At 55.8% G+C, this 19,874-nt stretch carries 12 protein-coding genes; 3 read left to right on the top strand and 9 right to left on the bottom strand.

The window, feature by feature from the left end:
* Positions 1-4 precede the first annotated feature (4 nt).
* The 3 genes from ACR0L3_RS10475 to ACR0L3_RS10465 form a co-directional block, all read right to left on the bottom strand.
* Positions 5-3,601, bottom strand: coding sequence for a two-partner secretion domain-containing protein (locus ACR0L3_RS10475; protein WP_480745658.1), 3,597 nt, complete (start codon positions 3,599-3,601; stop codon positions 5-7).
* Positions 3,528-5,243, bottom strand: a complete 1,716-nt coding sequence (locus ACR0L3_RS10470; protein WP_480745657.1) for a ShlB/FhaC/HecB family hemolysin secretion/activation protein — start codon at positions 5,241-5,243, stop codon at positions 3,528-3,530. Before ACR0L3_RS10470 ends, ACR0L3_RS10475 begins: the two co-directional genes overlap by 74 nt.
* A gap of 198 nt (positions 5,244-5,441) precedes the next feature.
* Positions 5,442-6,281, bottom strand: coding sequence for a M15 family metallopeptidase (locus ACR0L3_RS10465; protein ID WP_480745656.1), 840 nt, complete (start codon positions 6,279-6,281; stop codon positions 5,442-5,444).
* Between the two features lie 167 nt (positions 6,282-6,448).
* Between ACR0L3_RS10465 and ACR0L3_RS10460 the strand changes: the two genes are divergently transcribed.
* Genes ACR0L3_RS10460 through ACR0L3_RS10450 form a run of 3 tightly spaced genes read left to right on the top strand, consistent with a single transcriptional unit; the run spans position 6,449 to position 10,512 of the window.
* Complete coding sequence (locus ACR0L3_RS10460) at positions 6,449-7,024, top strand: OmpA family protein (protein WP_480745655.1); 576 nt, start codon at positions 6,449-6,451, stop codon at positions 7,022-7,024.
* A gap of 36 nt (positions 7,025-7,060) precedes the next feature.
* Positions 7,061-9,262 carry a protein kinase domain-containing protein gene (locus ACR0L3_RS10455; protein ID WP_480745654.1) on the top strand — a complete coding sequence of 734 codons (2,202 nt, stop codon included), beginning with the start codon at positions 7,061-7,063 and terminating at the stop codon, positions 9,260-9,262.
* A 17-nt stretch (positions 9,263-9,279) separates the two neighbouring features.
* Entirely contained in the window at positions 9,280-10,512 is a 1,233-nt protein-coding gene (locus ACR0L3_RS10450) for a hypothetical protein (protein ID WP_480745653.1), read from the top strand.
* 1 nt (position 10,513) lies between these two features.
* Here ACR0L3_RS10450 and ACR0L3_RS10445 read toward each other — a convergent pair whose 3' ends face one another.
* From ACR0L3_RS10445 to tagH, 6 genes are all read right to left on the bottom strand, one after another.
* On the bottom strand, positions 10,514-11,236 hold the full coding sequence (locus ACR0L3_RS10445) for a PP2C family protein-serine/threonine phosphatase (RefSeq protein ID WP_480745652.1): 723 nt from the start codon (positions 11,234-11,236) through the stop codon (positions 10,514-10,516).
* Positions 11,233-11,919 carry a type VI secretion system-associated protein TagF gene (tagF, locus tag ACR0L3_RS10440; protein ID WP_480745651.1) on the bottom strand — a complete coding sequence of 229 codons (687 nt, stop codon included), beginning with the start codon at positions 11,917-11,919 and terminating at the stop codon, positions 11,233-11,235. Before tagF ends, ACR0L3_RS10445 begins: the two co-directional genes overlap by 4 nt.
* Complete coding sequence (tssM, locus tag ACR0L3_RS10435) at positions 11,919-15,482, bottom strand: type VI secretion system membrane subunit TssM (protein WP_480745650.1); 3,564 nt, start codon at positions 15,480-15,482, stop codon at positions 11,919-11,921. Before tssM ends, tagF begins: the two co-directional genes overlap by 1 nt.
* The gene (gene icmH, locus ACR0L3_RS10430; RefSeq protein WP_480745649.1) at positions 15,482-16,915 is read right to left on the bottom strand and encodes a type IVB secretion system protein IcmH/DotU; all 1,434 of its coding nucleotides are present in this window, start codon (positions 16,913-16,915) and stop codon (positions 15,482-15,484) included. The genes tssM and icmH overlap by 1 nt, the downstream gene beginning before the upstream one ends.
* A gap of 96 nt (positions 16,916-17,011) precedes the next feature.
* Positions 17,012-18,352, bottom strand: coding sequence for a type VI secretion system baseplate subunit TssK (gene tssK, locus ACR0L3_RS10425; RefSeq protein WP_480745648.1), 1,341 nt, complete (start codon positions 18,350-18,352; stop codon positions 17,012-17,014).
* Between the two features lie 37 nt (positions 18,353-18,389).
* Complete coding sequence (tagH, locus tag ACR0L3_RS10420) at positions 18,390-19,871, bottom strand: type VI secretion system-associated FHA domain protein TagH (RefSeq protein WP_480745647.1); 1,482 nt, start codon at positions 19,869-19,871, stop codon at positions 18,390-18,392.
* Between the last annotated feature and the right edge of the window lie 3 nt (positions 19,872-19,874).

The raw sequence follows: 19,874 nt of genomic DNA, 5'->3' as shown, positions 1-19,874 counted from the left end.
CAATTTACAGGCCGATAGCGCGCGTCAAACCGATCTCGGCCTGACCGACTGCGGCAACAATTGTTTCTACCTGCTGGTTCTGAATTGTGACAAGTTCAGGATCGGTTGCTCTTATCAATGTGATGGCTTTGCGGATTTCCCTCTGTGCCTGACGTATCTCGCGACGCGCTTGCTGAACGGCATCGCGACGGATAGCTGCGCGCTCTTCGGCCGTGGTGGCCAGCGCCAGCCTACGATTGGCGTCTTCGCCAACTTTGCGGATACCTGCGCTTGCGCCACGAATGATATCGCCAACCGACTCGAGACCCGGCGGCAAACCCGCTACAATCCCATCAAGATCCGATGCATAATCGTCCATCGCATCGGCTAGACAGGCCAGATACTCACTCACATTTTCACCGCTGCTGTCACAGCCCGCTACGTCACCGTCGAAGTCCTGTGACGCATTCTCGACCGTGCCAAGAGCGGCTTCGGCTTCGGCCGTCGTTGTAACTGCCGTTCCGCCGCCACCACCAGTAATCGTGGTGTCAACTGTTGGTGTTATTTCTATTGTCGGAGTTGGCGGCACGGGAATGACCGGATCGGTCGTATCCACGATCAAAGCACTTCCAGACAACCCAACAACACTAAAGACTTGCCCGCCCGAGCTGGTCAGGGAACTGGTATCAAGCGTAAATGACGTGGTACCTATTTCGGTACTCGCGAAGTCAAGAGTCTGGAAAATTGACGAAGTATTCAGTGAGTCAGAGGCTGGTCCGAACAGATAGTCGGACGGACCACCAGAAACGGTGCCTGTCGCCGTTGCGCCAGAGGTCTCGCCTTCGGCCACAATAAGATCATCCGGTATGGCAAAAACAACTGGTGAGGTCGAATAATTCGCAGGGTTCGTGCTGCCCGACCCCGGTGCCCAAGTCGTAGCGAAATTCCAACCCTGAGCCGAGGCGAGATCGTAGAAGGTATCCGTATCCTGAAGTTGCGCGGTCGTTAGGCCTGTGCCCCCCCCGGCGCTGCTGTTCTGACCGGAGGTTTCGGTGTTCCAGAAAGACCCAGTGACCGTGCCGGAATTGCTTCCGACCAATCCGCCCAGGGACGGTGTACCCACACCGGTCAAGCCGACAGTACCAGTAGAATAGCTACGGAGGATAGTACCTCCGTCGTTCGAACCCACAAGGCCGCCGAAATCGGCGGAATCGCCCGGCGACGAACCCTGATTGATGCCCAGAACATCGGATGTTGAATATGAGTCCGTTATGGATCCGGTATTCTCTCCTACTAGACCGCCCATGGTATGGCCGCCATCCGTTGTACCGGTGACGGAACCGCTGCTGAACGAACGGATGATCGCACCCGAGTTTTCACCTGCCAAACCTCCAGCTACGACAGAATCAGACTCGGTCGTGTTAACCGTTACGCTGGCAGTGGAGTAGCTGTCGACGATTGTGCCGTCGTTGAACCCTACGAGTCCACCAGCCTGAAAGTCACTGCTTTCATAGCTGCCAGACACCATAACGCCTGAAATTGTTCCCAAGTTTTCACCGGCAAGAATACCGCCCTCGGCAGAAAGCACATCGGCATTTGTCACGCTCAGATTCTGAACAGTACCGTCAAGCGTGCCAAATATGCCGCCAAACGTGAATGCGTTGCTCACGACCAGCCCATCGATTGCGAAACGGTTCCCCTCAAGCGTGCCGTTAAAGTCCATCGGCTCGAAACCCTGACCCCAGCTCGACGTGACCGAGGCATCAATATCGTTTGCTAACTCAAATGTCTGACCAGACCCATCAAGCCCCTGCAACCCATACACATCTGTCAAAAGATACGGGTTAGCACCCGTCCCGGCACCGCCAAGAACCCGCAGGAAGGTCGCACCCGCCTCAATCGTGAAGTCTGCGGCGAAGAACGATGGTAAGGTGCCGGAAACCTGCTGCCAGGACCCGCTATCCAACGTAAAGGAACTGACATTTACTATGCCCCCGGCGCCGGTTGTGATGGTGCCGAGCGCATCAATGACCAAGCCCCCGTTGGGGCCGTTGATAGCGCCATTCAAAGTGACGTCATTGTCGGCATCCAGAATCAGATCCGTTGCGGCGTTCCAATCAATGTCGGCGTTGATGGTAATATCGCCAGCGTCCGTTCCAGCGCCCGACGTGTCGAGCGTGGTGTTAGCGGCTGCTAGCTGCGCCTCAAGCGTCGCCTCATCAATAGTTCCCGGAACTGTGATGTCCTGAGGGTCCAGCAGCAGCTCTCCGATGGTGCCGTTGGGCGCGCGCAGATCCGAAAAACCGCGGTAAACCAAATCAATTTTACCCGAGACTTCGGCAAAACCGCCATTGCCGGCAAATGCGCCGCCCGTTGCTGAGATGTCGCCGTAAAATTCGGTCAGATAGTCTGACCAAACAATGATACGGCCGCCATCGCCATAGCTGCCGCCATCAGCGATTATCTGGGTGTCACCATCCACAATCGTGGTGTGCGCCGTCTGTAAATCACCGCCGCCCTGATAATCGCCGCCAACGCGGATTGAACCACCATCTCCCTCGCCGCCACCACTGGCATCCAGAGTTGCGCCTGTCAGAGTGATTTCTTCGCCAGTGATCGTGATGGATCCGCCATTGTCTGCCCGCAGCACTGGGCGCAGCGAAGTCTCGACAATCGTTTTGGGCGCCGATGTGTCGATCCGGCCGCTAACGTCAACCGCACCACCGTCACCACCCAGTACAACAGCACCGGAAACACCGCCGACCGTCCGCGCCTCGATTACACCCGACATATTTATAACCTGCCGAGCCGCGTTGCGTGCGCTGGCCACTTTCAGATGTACAACACCGCCATCTGCTTCGATCCGACCTGAGTTTGTGACCAACGCCTCCATTACTTGGTCGTTACTGTCCGACGGCACGGCGACCTGCAAAAAGCCATCGCCCGACACGTCCAGGGTGACCTGCTCACCCGCACCAAGCCCAACCTTTCCGAGGGGCACACGGATAAGACCAGAATTGGACACACGCCCACCGATCAGGGCCGCGTATCCGCCGGGCACAATCGAGATGGTTCCCGCATTCTCGACCGCCGCCGAGTTGCCGTTGCCAGTGAAACGGTACCGGCCGTTCAAAAAATCTTCGTCAGTAATGTCGAGCGTTGACGCAACGAAGCCCGAAGTGCTCACCTGACCGCTTGAACCGATGAAGATGCCATTCGGATTGACCAGAAAAACCTGACCATTCGCGTTTAACTGACCATGTATTTGGCTGGTCGTGTTGCCCGTCACCCTGTTTAGTATCGCGCTGTTTTTGCCCGGCTGATTGACGTTAACTTTCGATCCGGACCCGATCGAGAACCCGTTCCAATTCACGACGGCAGATTTCGACCCCTGCGAAATCGTCAGCTCGGAACCACTGGGCTGCGTTATGGTCACATCGCCTGCTGCCACGGTACCGCCATTTGGCAGGGTTTGCGCCAACGCAGTACTACCCCACAGCAAAGCTGCAGCCGAAAAGAGCGTGCCCCATGCCATAGGGGATGCGCGATCAGAACCTGCGGCTGGCAACAATGCTGAACCGGTTTCCATCTTCCCCAAGGTCATCACGTTCACCTCTCCCATATTCAACTCGTAACGACCCTGATCGATAGGTCGAGTCTTCAATCGTAAACAACTGAATGCCTAAACCGTAAGCATAGGCCTTTGTGGTGCTCTGTTCAAAAAAGGTGGGTTGCTCGATTCCCAACTCGCTATAAGCACCAAACGCGTAAGGTTTGAAAATCAGGGGAAAACTTGCCACCGATACCTGTTGCGACCGCCCCAACTCGGCCCGTACGACCCAGCCATCATCACCGCGCAGCTCGCCTGCGTCAAACGTGGATAGTTCGCCGGAGCTTGCCACACTCAATTGCTCTGAGGTAACAAGCGGATCGCCAAAGCTGGATTGTATGCGTCCATTGACGAAGATTGACCAGTTAGCATCCAGCGGTCGCTGATACTGTGCCGACAGCACAAGTTTCGTGAACTCTGCACTTGCCCCTTGCCGGGACAAAGGTGTGTCATTCGGCCCGGTCGAAGCACTGGCCCCAAAGGCATCAAGCCCTCGGGACAGAATGGCGCTTCCTGTCAAGTAAGAGCCATTTTCATAATTCAGCGTGCCATCCAATGTCGCGCGCAGCACGCTTAGGTCATCGTCATAAACCGGCAGTTTGAACGAACCGATCAGAATATCCTGAGAATCGCTGACCCGATCCAGGATCAGTTGCGAAGACAGATTATATCGACGTGAACGAACCCAAGGGTAGTACAGCCGAAGCGAAAGCCGCTCGAATTCGCTTTCATTCGGTATCAGATCGGCATCCGGGAACGCTTTGCTTGACGTAACCTCAGCGTTGAAGGTGAGGCCGTCGTACCCAATGGGAAACACTGCGCCAGCAGCAAGGATTCGGTATTTGGCATCGTCCGAGAAAAACCGTGTAGGCGATCCCCCGGCGCGGAAATAGAATGTCTCACCCATCCTAAGCGCACCGTTGATCTCAAGACCCAGACTCAGGTTTATCGGCCCCAACTCGTCCGACAGGGTGTTATCGAACCCATAAGAGCCCGTGTATTCCTTGAACTCTCCGTCCAAGGTCAAAATCGTGGCACCCCTGGCGTCACCCGGTGATAAGGTCGAGGCCAGCCGAATTCCAAATGTATCACCCGCCAGCAACAGCGCGCGTTCGATTTCTTGCAGCGTGATGCCACGCTTTCCAATAAGACCCCGCGTGGTCGCTACTACCCGGTTACGCGCCTGTTCAGGTACCTTTTCCGCATCTATTCTTTCGATGAACCCATCAATCACGACGATACGAAGGGTGCCTCCGTCCCGCAGCGTCTGTTGCGGCAACACAACGCGACTTAGAACAAAACCCGCATTGGAATAGGCGTTCTCTAACCAGTTGGTGGCTGCAAAAACCTCGGATACCGGAATGCGCCTCCCTGTCAGCCGTTCGATAAAGGCGGCGTTTGCCTCCTCCATCTGTGGCAATGCACCTTCGATCTCTACTCGTCCAACGGTAACAAACAAGCGGTCTGCGCCTTCCGGAACCGGGGCACCCGGATCTCGTGCTACCGTGACAGGGCCCGTACTGCGTTGGTTTTGCGGCTGAAATGTAGATGGCGCAAGGTTAGATGCGCTTTGGGCCAGCCCTACCCCTGCCAAGGAAAACGTAGCACTACCGGCAAGTGCCGCGATCGCAACAAATCGTCTAAAGCTCGTCATTGATCGAGGCACCCTTTTGACTTGAGCGATCTTGACCGTGGCGTGGAACATAAACCGGAAACATCCAGTTACCGTTCCGACGCAAGATAGAACACGGTATTGCCCACCACCTGTTATAACTTCCAAACAGCCTTTTAGGTTCTAACCATCGTTTGTCTGTGCCCAACATCACAATCACGTTGACCTTCCGATCACATCTCAAAGGAGGCCCTGCTCTAGCCACTCTTCAATCTTGTTACGACTCACCTCAAAGTGCATCGAGTCCTCGCGGCCCCATGCCGCGCCCCAAACCCAGCCTTCATCGCGGAAAAAATCGGCCAGAATCGTAAGCCCTAGCTGCGTCTTACCGTCACCCAAAGTATCCAGAACACCGTCAATATTCAGATCGACCGCCAATCCATAGGCGTGCGCCGAAGCCGAGGAAGTCGCACCACGAATACGGCGTACGCACAGAGACCCGGCTGTGTTGATGCGTGCATAAAGGTCTGGATCAGTGCGGCGGATATTCTCAAAGACAGTTCGCAGGGAATCAACCGCGGGCTTCAACATGCGCACGCGAACCGGCCCAACCTCTTCCAGGACCAGGCTTTCTTCAAGGCGCGGGTTCGTCATCGCCTGACACTTGTCAGTCAGCTCCTCACGCGGCAGGCCAAAGGTTTCTTTCAAAAAAGAAGAACTGGCCAGTTTTAGTTCATCGTTTACCTTATTGCGGTTCGCGATCAGAACAACCTGGGCATAGGCGTCGATAATTTCGTTTGGCGTAGAGCTGTCATAACCATAGTCATCCGCCCCATCAGCGCCCTGTTGCAAGACCACACCGTCGCTTTGTGAACGAGAGACCTGAAGGGACAATTGCTCAATCTGGTTTCGCATGTCTTCAACCTGTTGGCTGAGCATTTCGATCTCGATCCGCGCGCCAGAATCGATTGCTGGCCCTTCAAAATTGTCCTCGATGGGAACGACCATTGGAAACACATACCAGACAATAGGGGCGGTAATAATAGCCACCCCCAGAATTATAGCTGGAACTACACGCATTTCCTGAGTTTTCCTGTTTCTTGCTCGCCTGCGACTCCAACTTAAAAGCGGCCAGCCGTGTTGTCACGCAATTGCCTTAAATTTGTAGTTCACAAGTGTGACTTTCTTCATTGTCGCTTATGCGGTGCACAGGTAATCTCGCGCTCAAACAGGGAAGGATCAGATTTATGTCCGAATACTCATCTTTGAAATTCATCGGCGCCACCGCTTTGGCGATACTGTGCTCGGCACATGTGTCAACGGCGCAGACCAACGAATTGACTGCCGATGAAATCACCGATGCGTTCAACAAGCAGAAGACTCGCGGGTTGGTCATTGTACCTTCGACAAACACCGAAGCGACAAACGAGGCCGAGGTCGAGACGACTGTCGCGGCCGCCCCGACAGAGTATCAGCCTGTAGCGGCAGAGGATCAGGTAAACATCCAGGTTCGGTTTGATTTCGCCTCGGCAGCGCTGCGCGACGATCAAAAACCAAAGCTAGCCTCGCTGTGCGACGCAATGAAATCGGTTGACGTTAATGTTTTCCAAATCATCGGGCACACGGACAGCGCCGGTTCTGCCGATTACAACCAAAACCTTTCTTTGCTACGAGCAAAAGAGGTGAAGCGTTTTCTGACAAGCGATTGTGGTATTGCCGAAGAACGCCTCGAAGTGCTGGGTGTTGGTGAGGCTGAGCCACTAAACAAAGAAAATCCGCGTGCGGATGAAAACCGTCGTGTTGAATTCCAAGCCCTCGGCTGATCTATAATCGGCTAAATTCAAAAATTCGAGGGCAGCATGACTGAATCCCGTGCAGGCGACTTGTTTCAGCCTGGCGATCTTGTGAACAATACGTATCGGATCGAGGCAATCCTTGGACGGGGCGGTACATCTGACGTTTATCGAGCGCGCTCCGAGATATCGGGGCGGCTTGCAGCTCTGAAAGTGCTAAAGGCCGAATTTTCCAGCAACGAAGACTATCTTGTTCTTCTAACGCGCGAAGAGGAAATTCGTGACATTCGCCATGATGCAGTCGTGCGGTATTCCGAAAACAACCGCACCGCTGATGGTCATGTTTATCTGGTGATGGACTATGTCGATGGGCCAGGTCTTGACCAGAAACTCAGTCAGGGCCCGATGTCTGCTGCAGACATCCTGACGGTTTGCAAAAGGGTCTGCGAAGGGCTTGAGGCCGCCCACGCCCGTAACATCGTCCACCGGGACCTAAGCCCGGACAACATCATTTTGCGTGATGGTGACCCGGCGCAGGCTGTAATCATTGATTTCGGCATTGCCAAAGACACAAATCCGGGCGCAGAGACCATTGTGGGCGGTGAGTTTGCGGGCAAATATGCCTACGCAGCGCCCGAGCAATTGTCTGGAAAGACGGACCGGCGCACCGATATTTATTCTTTGGGCGCGTTGCTTCTGGCCAACTTCCGCGGTGCAAAGGCGGATGCGGGTCGGAACCTTCTGGAGGTTGTTGAAAACAAGAAACACCCGTTGGACACCGACGGTGTACCGCAACCGCTAAGGTCGATCATCGATAAGATGACTGCGCCCAATCCCGATGACCGGTACCAGTCAGCCGGCGATGTTCTACGTGCGTTGGCTTCCGCCAGATCTGAACCCGCGGTTCAACAAACGCATGACACCGACGATGATGCGACGGTGATCATGCCCAAAAGTAAGACACCGAAACCTGACGTGGCGGTGCCAGAACCAGCTTCGGTCGCGAAAGAGAGCACACCAACTCCAGCGGCAGCAAAAGAACCCAAAAAGTCACGCGGGGGGTTAGTTGCCACAATTGGCGTTCTTGCTGCTGCAGGGCTAGGGGTCGGCGGTTATGTCAGCGGTTCTTTTGACGGGTTTCTGGGTCCGCAATATCCTGTAGTTGCACCCTATACCTTGGTCGCTGACAAGCGTGAGGGATTACCCGCGCGCGCGGCAGGCTTTGTCCCGTCCGAGAGCACTCGCGATACCATAACAAGTGAGATCGCAGCACAGGGGGGTGAGGTTGATCTCACTCTTGCCTCCGGCGACATATCTGAAACGTGGGGCAGTGCCGTTACAGACGTGATCGGGTCAGCGGTAAGTTTGGACGAATGGCGCTTTGTCGTGAACGGCAATGAGGCCAAACTGACCGGCCAGACGACCAACGAAACTCTGCACGCAGAATTAGAACAATTGTACTCCGCAGGTTTGCCGACCGGCCTGCAGGGTTCGGCAGAGATTGAGCTTGAACCTCTTTTCCTACCCGCTTCGGAAATACGACCAATCCTTTCCGGGTTGGCAGATTGCGGCGCGCTGACCCTGATAGACGCGCCGGTCACAGGATACGGGCCAGAAACCCCAATACGCGTCAAAGGCACGCTGGCATCTCAGGATAGTTTAATAGGGCTTCAAACGGCGATCGGAGCATTGGCGGCCGAGCGACCCGTGGACGTAGAGCAGGTTTCCGTGCTGAACCCGACCCTGTGTCTGATCGAGAACTTTTTGCCCGCCGCGCCGTCCAGCGATATTTCGATCGCATTCTTCAATGGTGAACAGGACAACGCGCCGAACCCGACAGGTGATTTCATTGTGGGGCAGAACCCGGTGATAGATGTGGACTTGCCCTCGGATGTTCAGGATGGCTACCTGTCGGTTTCAGTTTTGGATGTCTCGGGGAACGTATTCCACCTACTGCCGAATGTAACGCGTACGGAAAACAACATTGCCGTATTGAGGGATGGTGAGACTGGTCCCGTTTCGGTTCGCGTGGCGTATTCGATACCGGAAAGTCAGGAAAACGGCGGCATTGCCTTTCAGGTCGATGACAGCACTCTCGGCAAGAGCAAGGTCGTTGTACTGCACACGGACAACCAACTCTTCGATACGCTGCGCCCGACAACTGAATCGGCTGCCGGATATGCCGAAGCTTTGCGGGAACAAGATCGAAATGTCGAAACGCAGATCATGTCTTTGGACAGCCGTATCCTGACGACTCTGGAACAGTAGCGGAGCAAGCGGAACACATGGCCTGTTTTTGCAACGTGGATCTTACGCCACTGACCGCCGTAAAGCCGAGCGCCAAACTGTCGGTTCAGGCGGTTCCGCCCCAGATGATGAAGCTGTCTACCCTGCTGGGTTTGCAGGGTACGGCAAACGCGCAAGCGCGCGCCGATATGAAGCTGGCAGCGATGCTGCCCGCAATGACGCCAGACATTTACATGCAGGCTGCTTTGGCTGCAAATGCTCCGAACATCGCTCTTCCGCCGGTTCTGCCAACGGGCGGAGGAGGTGCGATATCGCTGATGATGAAGTTGGCCGCGACCGGCTTTCCGCTGTCCGACCCGCGCGGTTTGATTGCTGAAATTCAGCAAGCCGTTTTGAGCCTTGCAAAAACGGTATTGCCACAGGCGCAAGCGATGCCGCAAATACCCGGCCCGCAAATGCAAAACCTGACCTTGGCGGCGAAAATGACCTTGGCGCTTAGGGCTCAGGGCATTTGTCCGATGGCGCTATCCGGGCTGGATTATTCTTTCGAAAGCCAAATGCAGGCTGGTGAGGCCACGTCACGAGGCACCTGTTCGACGGCTTTGAATTTTGCCGCTAACCTACCACGGATTTCACTTCCTCCATTTGCTCTGCCGTTGCCCACGGTCGATCTGGCGCGGCAATTGGCGCTAATCGCACCAGCGGCGGCGGCACCCCAGACGCTAGGACTTCCGGCAATGTCGGACCCAAAACTTATGAATGCGCTTTTCAGTCAGTTGGGTGTCTTGTCCACTATTCCGGACCCGAACCTGCCAGTGTCCATGGATGACCTGAACGCATTAATGGACCAGTTACAGGACATGGCAGCCATCAACGAAGCATTCGGCCCCGACGCCCTGACACCAGCGGGCATTGCGCGGATCAACGCGATGCTCAGTTATGTTGCGCAGTTGAACATCCCCATACCGCTTGAGGCGCAAGCATTGCAGATGCAACTCGATGCCCTGCCGAAAATCGACGACGTGACGCAGGGCGCTCAGCTTGCCCAAAACAGCGCTGTCAATCTGGCAACATCCATGAGTGTTCAGGCACCCCCCGTTCCGGTCCTGCCGACACTTCAAGCCTTGGCAAAAATGGCCTCATCGCTAGCCGGCCTACCTGTCGGCCCCTGCAATCCATGTGCATTCGAAATAGGGCCAATAAAAGACAGTCTTTCAAGCATGCAGTTACCGCCACCGCCACCGCTGCCGCCATTGCCAGCTTGGACTTAAGTCACAGAACATCCACGACGATCACCGAGATATTGTCCGCGCCTCCACCGTCTAACGCGATCTTCACAAGTTGATCGGCAACGGTCTCGATCGGCATTTCGGACAGGGATTTCTCAAGCATAGCAAAAGTAGCGTATTTGCTCAGACCATCCGAACAGATCAGGAATCTGTCTCCGGGTTGCACTTCACCGCGGATTTTATCCAAATCCAGTTCTTCACCAACCCCAACAGCGCGCGAGATGGCGTTGGATTGCGGGTGCTGTTCAGCCTCATCCCAAGTCATTTGGCCAGCAAGAACAAGTTCGGCAACAAAGGAGTGATCCGTAGTCAACATCTGAATTTTGCCGTCTCGCAACAAATAGATTCGGCTGTCACCCGCCCAAAGACCGACAAAATGACCATTCGCCAGCATCATGCACGCCACTGTAGTTCCGATAGTGCCACCACCGCGCAGTTCAGCCTCATGTCGGATCAGGGCGTGCGCCTTCTTAAGCACGTCTCTCAATGCGGTTAAGCGGTCTGAGGGTGGCAACCCAGCAGGCATAGCTGCGACCATATCTGCGACAAGCCGGCTGGCGTAATCTCCGGCTTCATGCCCGCCCATCCCGTCAGCAACCATCCACAGGCTTTCGTCGGGCAAGGCCAGAACCGCATCTTCATTGACTTTACGCTTCAGGCCAACATGGCTGCGGGCGCTGTATCGGACGCGGCGACTTGAATTCATATTGGTGTTGCCTCGGTCCACAGAGCAGCATGCAGGTTGAACAAACTTTGCATGTTTGCTCCATCCGGTAAACCTTCGCAGACTATCATCCGGGGTACGCCGCCGATTTCCATGCTCCAAATACTTGGAGTGCGATATCTTTGCGACAGCAAGCCCGCCGCAAGGTCGGGTAAAACGCTGTCCGAAACGTCGCCCCGCGTCATCACCACTGTGTTTCCATATGACCTGACCGGCGCTGTGGGTTGCTGCGTCGGCACGGCCAGGTCAGCAAGCTCAGCGTTCAGCCTGTCTTTGGTCATGTCATCCTCCAGCGCGGCCAGCGCCAGATTTTCAAGTTGGCAAAACACTTCCGAGGCTCGGAAATGAGCAAGGATAGCAGACCCTTCATTGGATAGCGGAGCCGCTAGCGTCAGAGGAAATTTCCGCCCAACACGATCCACCGATGGCATCAGAACACCCAACATCTTTTGCGGTCCAGCCAAGCCAGGTGACAGACAAAACCGCCAGATCGGAGCTGACATGTAATGCGCATCCCACGCCTGCCCAAGCGCCTGTGACGTTTCAAGCATGCAGTGCTGAATCCAAGTATCCCAAGGCTGCACAAAGGCTGGCTGCACACCGATCCGGAAGAAATCCCCGACCGAAGGCATCTTGCCAAAGGCACCAAATCCGGCCTTCAGCATCAGAACGACTTTGGGCAGCTGAATTTTTGCAGCGCCGGTAGGGCAAAGGGGTTTATAACCGATCCTGATTGCAGCTGGAAAATCGCGATACGACCACCAACGTTGAAGATGACCTTTTTTCGGTCCGAGACGTTTGTGCGCCGCACTTCGGCCGCGTCCAGCAAGCGGAACCAAGCCCAAGGTCCGTCTTTGGACAATACACTTTCGATGTTGCGCTTTTCCGGCTCGAAACTGACCCGGGCCAAACCGACGGAACCAGGCCATGTGACTGCCAGCGGAGATGGCAGCCCGCCCCGGTGGCGGAATTCTAGCGACTGGCCATCGATTTCCAGTTTTACACCCTTGGCCTTTGGATCAAGCGCCTCGGGCATAATCTGGAACTGAATCTGCGGCTGCGGACCGGCCGCAAAGAACGCCTCTTTGATCTCGGCGGCATTTTGGAACTGAGTCAGAACCGCCTGGCTGATGCCCAGATCAGCCTCATTCACCCCAGATTTCCACGACCACGGTCGGGTACGCATATCGACGTGTTTGGCCAAGTTTTCATTGAAAAAGGTGTCGATCAGCCCCTGCGGCCCGAACAGCTTTCCGAAATCCCCCATCGCCACATCCGCACCTGAGCGGCGGTTAAACGGATACCGATCAGTGATCACCTGTTCACAGAATGGAAGAACGTTCGCTTGCCAGCGTGCATTGATCGATGAACGTGTACTATCCGACGTGATGCCGGACGAGCCATCAATGATCTGTACTGCCCAACGTTCCATCGGGCCCGGAATGCGCGCTGCGTCCTGTTGAAACTGTTGTAACGCCTGCCCAGTCTGACCACCCGACACACCGCTGAACGACATCTTGTTCAGCTCCTGATACACTCCGGTCAGCGAACCGATCAGGAGATCCAATTGCGAAGGTTGACCTTCCTGTTGATCGACAAGCTGATGCAGCCAATCAAATCGGTCTTCAACGTATTGCCCCGGTGCCTGCACTGGTTCTGCAGATCCAGCGCCACTGGATTTCGCCAGCGCCTCCAACAGAATCTGCGTCTGAACCGACGTTGCCGATTGCAATTCGATACTGGCCGCGTCCGAAAGCCCTTCGTTCAAGGCGTCATTTCCAGCCAGAATAGAACGGTTTTCGGTCAGGGTGGTCTCATCCGAAATCGAGTTCAGGATATTCACGATGGGTGATGTCGGTCCGGACAGGACATTCGTGACCTCAACCGCGTGACTTAGGCTTTCCATCGGAACGATGTCGATATCGCCCAACATTGCGTCATAGCGGGCGATATAGTCGTTATAATACAGGTCCAGCACGTCACGGCTGAGTGCGGCTAGCGCTTGTTCGGTCTGCTCAGCCTCACCGCGCGGACCCAGCACCCAGCTTTCCTTCTGCACCCGTTTGGCTACACCAACGGCCTCACCCAGAAAGACGTCATTGAACCCTTTATAAGTGAAAATACCCTCGATGCCGTCGTTCAGAGGCTTGCCCGAAGACCGCACCAGCACGCGGCCCACAGCAGGGCCGCCCACGTCTGTGATCCGCCAATCGGGCAGCGCAGTAGCTGCCGGGCTGGAAATGATGCCGTTATAAACCCGCTGCGCCAGCGGCAATTCAGACAGGATGCCTTGAATTTGATCCACCATTGGTCCGTTTAGGGCGACCTCTTGCATTGGCTGGCTCAGCATAGCGTCCAGATGATCGTTTAGATCGGCGCGGAATTCCTCACGCGACGGACCGGGGAACGAGACCGACCAATCGATATTCATCCATTCCTTGACCAGGTCCTGATTCATCGGCCCTTGCAAACCCAACATCAGATAAACCTTCAACGCCTCATACAGCACGTCGGGGTTGTTTATGTTCGCGCTCATTTGCTCTTCCAGACGCAGAAGCAGGCGCGGCAAAAAGCGTTGGTTAAGCGCGGCGCGATAAGTTTGCGCGGCTTGCGTGCCGATCACGTCCCCCTGATACAGGCCATAGGTCAGGCGCGCCTCAGGATCTGGGTCGCTGAGCGTTGGGTTGGCAGGCAGATCACGCAGCGTGTTCAGCGCCTGAACCACCGGTACCAGATCGGTATCGCCGACCGGGCTGGGTGGTAACGTCGCGGCAGCTGCCTGATAGGCCGAGACCCCCTCCTGCGCCTCGGCGATCAGGTCGGAATTGCCCATGAAACTGCGAACCAGCAGCGCGCCAACGGTGACCGCCGCCACAATGGTTGCTGCGACCGAAACCCATTTGGTGATCTTGTAGCGGCGCTCAACTTTGTCGTCGGCACTTACCAAACCGGCCTCGCGGAAGATCACTTGATCGAACAGGCGGGTCAGGAAATAGGATCGGCCTGAGCCCTGCCCTGATCCGATGGCCTGACGCCCGATGCCAAAAGTCCGCGCCATACCCAGCATCAGGCGATCAATGGGCGTACCTTCCTGCGTACCGGAAGTGAAATAAACGCCACGCAGCATATGGCGGTGCTGATAACGGCTGTCCTGAAACACCTCGGTCAGGAACTCATGCGCAACTTTGCGCACCGATGCCACCTGCATCGGGAACCCGGCAATCAATGCACGCCGCTGCGGATCGGTTTCGGTCTGCATCCTCTCAAGCGATTGTGCGTTCAAACTGCCTAGAAGCTGTGCAAATTCGTCGTCAAATGCAGCAACCGGAGATTGCTCGGACTTGGACTTGTCCAGAGGCAGGGTAAAGCCCCAAACCTGTTCGCGATCTTCCTTGCCCAGATTGTCGTAAAATTCCGCGAAGCCAGCGATCAGGTCGGCCTTGGTGAACAAGATGTAGACAGGGAACCGAACACCCAGCTTTTCACGCAGCTCTTCCAGTCGACGCCGAACGGCTTTGGCGTGTTCCTTCTGGGTCACCTCGTCCTGCAGGGACAGATCAGACAGAGAAATCGCGATCATTGCACCGTTGATCGGCTGCCGTTTACGGTATTTCTTGAGCAGGTTCAGAAACCCGAGCCAGGCCGCGTTGTCGACCTGCGCGTCGCTTTCCTGTGTCGTGTAACGACCGGCTGTGTCGATCAGAACTGCGTTTTCAGTGAACCACCAATCGCAATTTCTCGTCCCACCAACACCGCCAATTGCGGTTTTGCCCAATTCATCGGCCAATGGGAAATTCAATCCCGAATTCACGATCGCCGTAGTTTTTCCCGCGCCCGGCGGGCCGATCATCACGTACCAAGGCAACTCATTCAGATGCCGCCGCCCGTTCTTGGATTTGCGCAATGCCGCCATCGCGGTTTTCAACTTGCCACGCAGCTCGGTGATCTCGCTGTCGATCATGTCACCGCCATCGCTGACGGACTCGGTGATCTCTTCAGTCAGCTTCTTGTCACGATGGCGACGGACGAAGAAAATGATCAGTGCGATGATCAGGAAGATCGCGTAAATGACCCCACACCAGATCAGCCGCGCACCGACACCATCCAGCGGACGCCACTCATCCGAGCCTATTAGCGGTCCAAAAAAGTACAGGCACAACGACAGAGCGGTGGCGGTAAAGAACAGCACAGTGTAGATCGACAGAAAGACATATTTGAGGAACCGCATCAGTTCTCCTCCTGTACCAGCAGGACTTCGATCCGGCGGTTAGTTGCCCGGCCCTCGCGGGTCGCATTGTCGGCTATGGGTTCGCTGTCTGCGCGGCCTTCGGCGCTCAGGCGGTCAGGGTTCGACATTTCGCCCGACATCTGCTTCATCACTGATTTTGCCCGCGCCAGTGACAACGCGAGGTTCGATGGGAAACGTGAGGATCGGATCGGTACATTATCGGAATGACCGGCCACTATGACGGCACCGGGTTCTTCATTTAGCGCAACTGCAACGCGGCGTACGGGTTCTTGGAACTTGTCCTGCAGGTGGTCCGATCCAGACCCGAACATGCCAGACCCTTTGATCCGAATGATCAAGGTATTGCCCTTCTCGAACACCTCGACCAACCCCTCGTCAATCTCGGGCTGTAGGAAAGCGACGACCTTCTCGACCTGAGGCTGCGGAGGTGGCGGCGGCGGTGGAGGTGCACGGCGCTGCAGCTCGGTCACCGGGCCGGCATCTATGACCGACATTTGTCCCACAAGATTCTCGGTTTTATTCGATAGAACATAGGACAACCCACCAAACTCGATCATTAGCAGCAGGGCCGTGACGCCAAGCGCAATCCACACCGGTTTCCACATACTCAGCGCGCGATAGGGTTTGTCCACACCCGGCCAATGAGGCGATAAATCATGCTCTACGGGACCACGCTGAGCCCGGATAATACGTGCAAGACCTTGTCGAATCTGAAGATGCTTGTCCGGGCCGCCCTGCTCAACACGCAGGCGTCCTTCAAAGCCCAAAGACAAACACATGTAAACGAATTCCAGCAACTCGATATTGTTGGCCGGGTCCTGCTCCAGACGAGCGAGCAGGTCATAGAAGCGGTCTCCGCCCACGGTTTCGCGGTGAAATGTACCCACAAGCGACTGCGTCGCCCAACTAGACTGCCCGCCCCAAGGCGTGTTCAGCACAACATCATCCAACGTCGCGCAAAGTGCATATCGCGCTACTTTGACAGTCTGCGCCGGAATACCGGCTTGAAGGGCGGCGTTCTCAAAGCTCCGCACCTCGGCCACAACGCTTTGGCGCAGTTTGTCCGGATCCATATGCTGAGCCCGGTTGCGAATGCGGCTGATCAGCGAAAACAGCGGCGCAGCGCATGCGTTCAGACGGTTCATACCGGTTACCGCAACCTCGTCCCCTGAGGACGGCTGCGATCTTGGTGCTTGTGCAGGCGGCACACCGTACCCTGCCCCACCCGATGCCGGGGCAGCGGGTTGTGTTGGGGACAGCGGTTGCTGCATCGGATCCGGGTACCCAGCCGGTTGCTGCGGTGAAGCAGGTTGCTGTGGCGCACTGCCAGCCTGACGCCGACCACCCGGATTGGGTCGGATTACCGTTTTGTCGGTATCGTCCGGTTCGGCAAAAGGATCTTTATCGGACATTGTTTGACCTGTTCCTACACGGCATCCCATTCACAATGTGACCCATTTGGAATGCCTATCAAAGTGTTTCAGCGCAGCCAGTGACCGCCTTCACATTTACTGGTTGCGGATTGCCCACAACTCCATCTCAAGACCTGGATACTGGCCCGAAACATGCACTGCGATGCCACCGGAGGTTGTCATTTTATTCCAGTAAGGACTCGCCGCATCCAGCTCAAAGTAGACTACGCCCGAATGATAAGGGATCTGCCGCGGCGCCACGGGCAGCGGGCGCAGTGTTATCCCGGGCAAGGCCGAGTTCACAAGCTGGCGGATTTCCTCGACCGGCCCTGTCTTGGCCTGACCCGCGAAGTGTCTCCGAACGTCTTCGGCCGGTATATCTGCGTTGACCGCCAATACAAATCCAGCACTTCCGATTAGCTTGCGATCGGCGATGACACCGACGCTGATCCCGTACTTGCGCGGTTCCAGCGGGATTGACACCGCAGTTTGCTCCAACACTGAGCTGAGATACTGTCGCAATGTGCGGATGACAGGGGCAAAGCTTTCAGTCAGATTGTCATGTTGATATGCGGGAAACTGCACTGCTTCTTTCTCGGCACTCATGAAAGTTGCCAATTCACCAGCCAAAGCCACACAGACGCGGTAAGCATGTTCCGGGTGCACATTTTCGATATTCGCGAAATGACGCACCAGCGGCAAGTTTCGGTTGATCACCATCAGCAAAAGGAAGTCAGAGATTTCAGCCGCCCCTTTGGCGGGACCGCCTTCGGATAACCGCCCGGCCAGCGCCTGCATTCTGTGCGACAGCATGCCTTCAAGCTCGTTCATGAAACCCGACAGGGCCGGCGCAGCGCGCACGTCCAGCACGGAAGGAACAAAGCCACGGTCCAGGATAATCTCTTTGTCCGGGCGCACTTCGATGATCTTAGCAATTGGTATGGCCAGCTTGTCGGCCAGGTCGTCCACCGCAAGCGCGAATTGCAACCGCAGCTTACCAACGCCAAGTGTGACCGGCTTTTTTTGCTGGCTCATCACATCGGTAATTTCCTGTTCCGCCGGACGCAGACGACTGACCGATTGTTCAGCGCCGCTCAGGTCTACTTCGGACGACCCCTGCCGCCGCTGCGGTACAGTCAGGTAAACAACGCAATCTTTGATAGTCTCGGGCACTTCCAATGCGGGTGGATGATCTTCAGCCTGCGGCATACGAAAAACTTGCCCGTCAGGTGTCAGCCCCGAGCATGACTTCAATGCAAATTGCCCGACTTTTAAAACCTCATCGTCGATCTCCATTGCGTTGACGCCCCACGCATAGGGCGTAACACGTCGCGCCAACCCTGCCACCAGAGCCTCGGTATAACGATCAGCCTGTTGGAAGTGATGAGGTTGCAGAAACAACCCTTCGGTCCAAAGCACTTTGCTGTCCCAGGACAATGGCTGCCCTCCCTTGTTCTTGCCGCCTTAGCAGGCGTTATTTCAGCTTTTCCAGCTGTTCTTTGTAAGCGCGCGCAAATTCTCGGCTAAAGAGATCGTGAAAGTCATTCTCTGCCTGATCCGAGATATCCGCATACATCTTCTCATATACTTCCCAATACTGGGCCTTCTTACCCTTGAAAAGTGACCCTAGTTTGCCGGAACCCTCAATTTTTCCTGCTAGCACCTCAGGGTCCAGCCGCGCGAGTACGCCTTTCAGCGCAGCCTCCATTCCGGTAACCATTGCTACTTCGTGAGCCTTTATGTCGTTCAGTGCTTGTTCGGTCGCTTCTTCTGCAGCCAGGTAACCTTTGACCCGGGGCTTGACCAAAGCTTCGATGGCTTGTTCTGGACTGATTGAAAACTTAAGCGGGTTGTTCCCGCCCGCATTGATCATCGTTTGCTCGATGCGGAACTCGGATTTGATCGAGGTCCGAGTCATCAGAATTTCACGCAAGCCAGTGATCATCACGCGCAATACGCGACCCATTCGGCCCATCGTCGCCGGTAAATCCGTATCATCGATACGCAAATCATCCACTTCCAGCGCCTCCAGCAAAGCATGCGCTGCAGCGTGATCTCCGCTTGTTTCCGGGATCGAAGTGGTAGGCTTACCCGCAGGTGCCGGCGTATCGGGCACCGGTGGTTCCAACTCGGGCTCTGGCTGAGATGTCTCCGGTGGCAGTGCACCGGCTTGCCCACCTGGGATCGGTTTCACAGGCGGTGGAGGAGCGGGTGCCGGTTTCGAAGGCTCGGGCGCGGCAAATGGGTCAGTTGCCGATCCGGACGAAGGTGACAAAAGATCATCGTCCCAATCGTCCGGAATAAGATTTGTGCCCCCTCCTGTCTGAGGGGCCGAGAATGCGTCTGACGCCGAAGGACTATGCATTGGGTCGCTGGCGCCCATATCCTGATGCACGTCTTTCGGCTCGGCAAAAAACGGATCGTCATCATCAAGCGGGGGAAGCAGCTCATCCATTGGATCAGGTATTGCAATTTGATCTGGACCCTTTGCATCGCCGCCCAGAAGATCGTCGAGAAAATCACCACCTGGTGCTGAATCATCTAGCAAAGATAGCGGATCAGGCGCGTTCTGAGATTGACCGGGCGACACCCCGCTCTGCTGTGCGGGCGGTGGGATCATTTCTTCAAAGCTGGGCAGATCGGCACCAATCTCTACAACTATCTCATAGCCGCCTGCGGTCAGTACGTCGCCGTTGTTAAGTGGCGTAGGCGTCCGGCCCAGCGGAATCTTCGAGTAATTCAAGAAGGTGCCGTTGGTTGACAAATCCACTATGACCACATTGCCGTTGTGATCCTCGATTACAAAATGACTTTTGCTCAACGTCCGCTCGGGATCGGGCAGGACAAGGTCGTTGGTCGGGCCACGCCCGACGGTCAAAGAGCCCCCCTGCATCGACACCGGGCGCCCGTCGCCCGGAACAATGCCGGTGGATTGGAATTTCAGCGTGACCGTCATGCG

Source organism: Ruegeria sp. CK1 (assembly GCF_056536545.1).
This window is presented reverse-complemented; position numbering and strand designations above follow the sequence as displayed.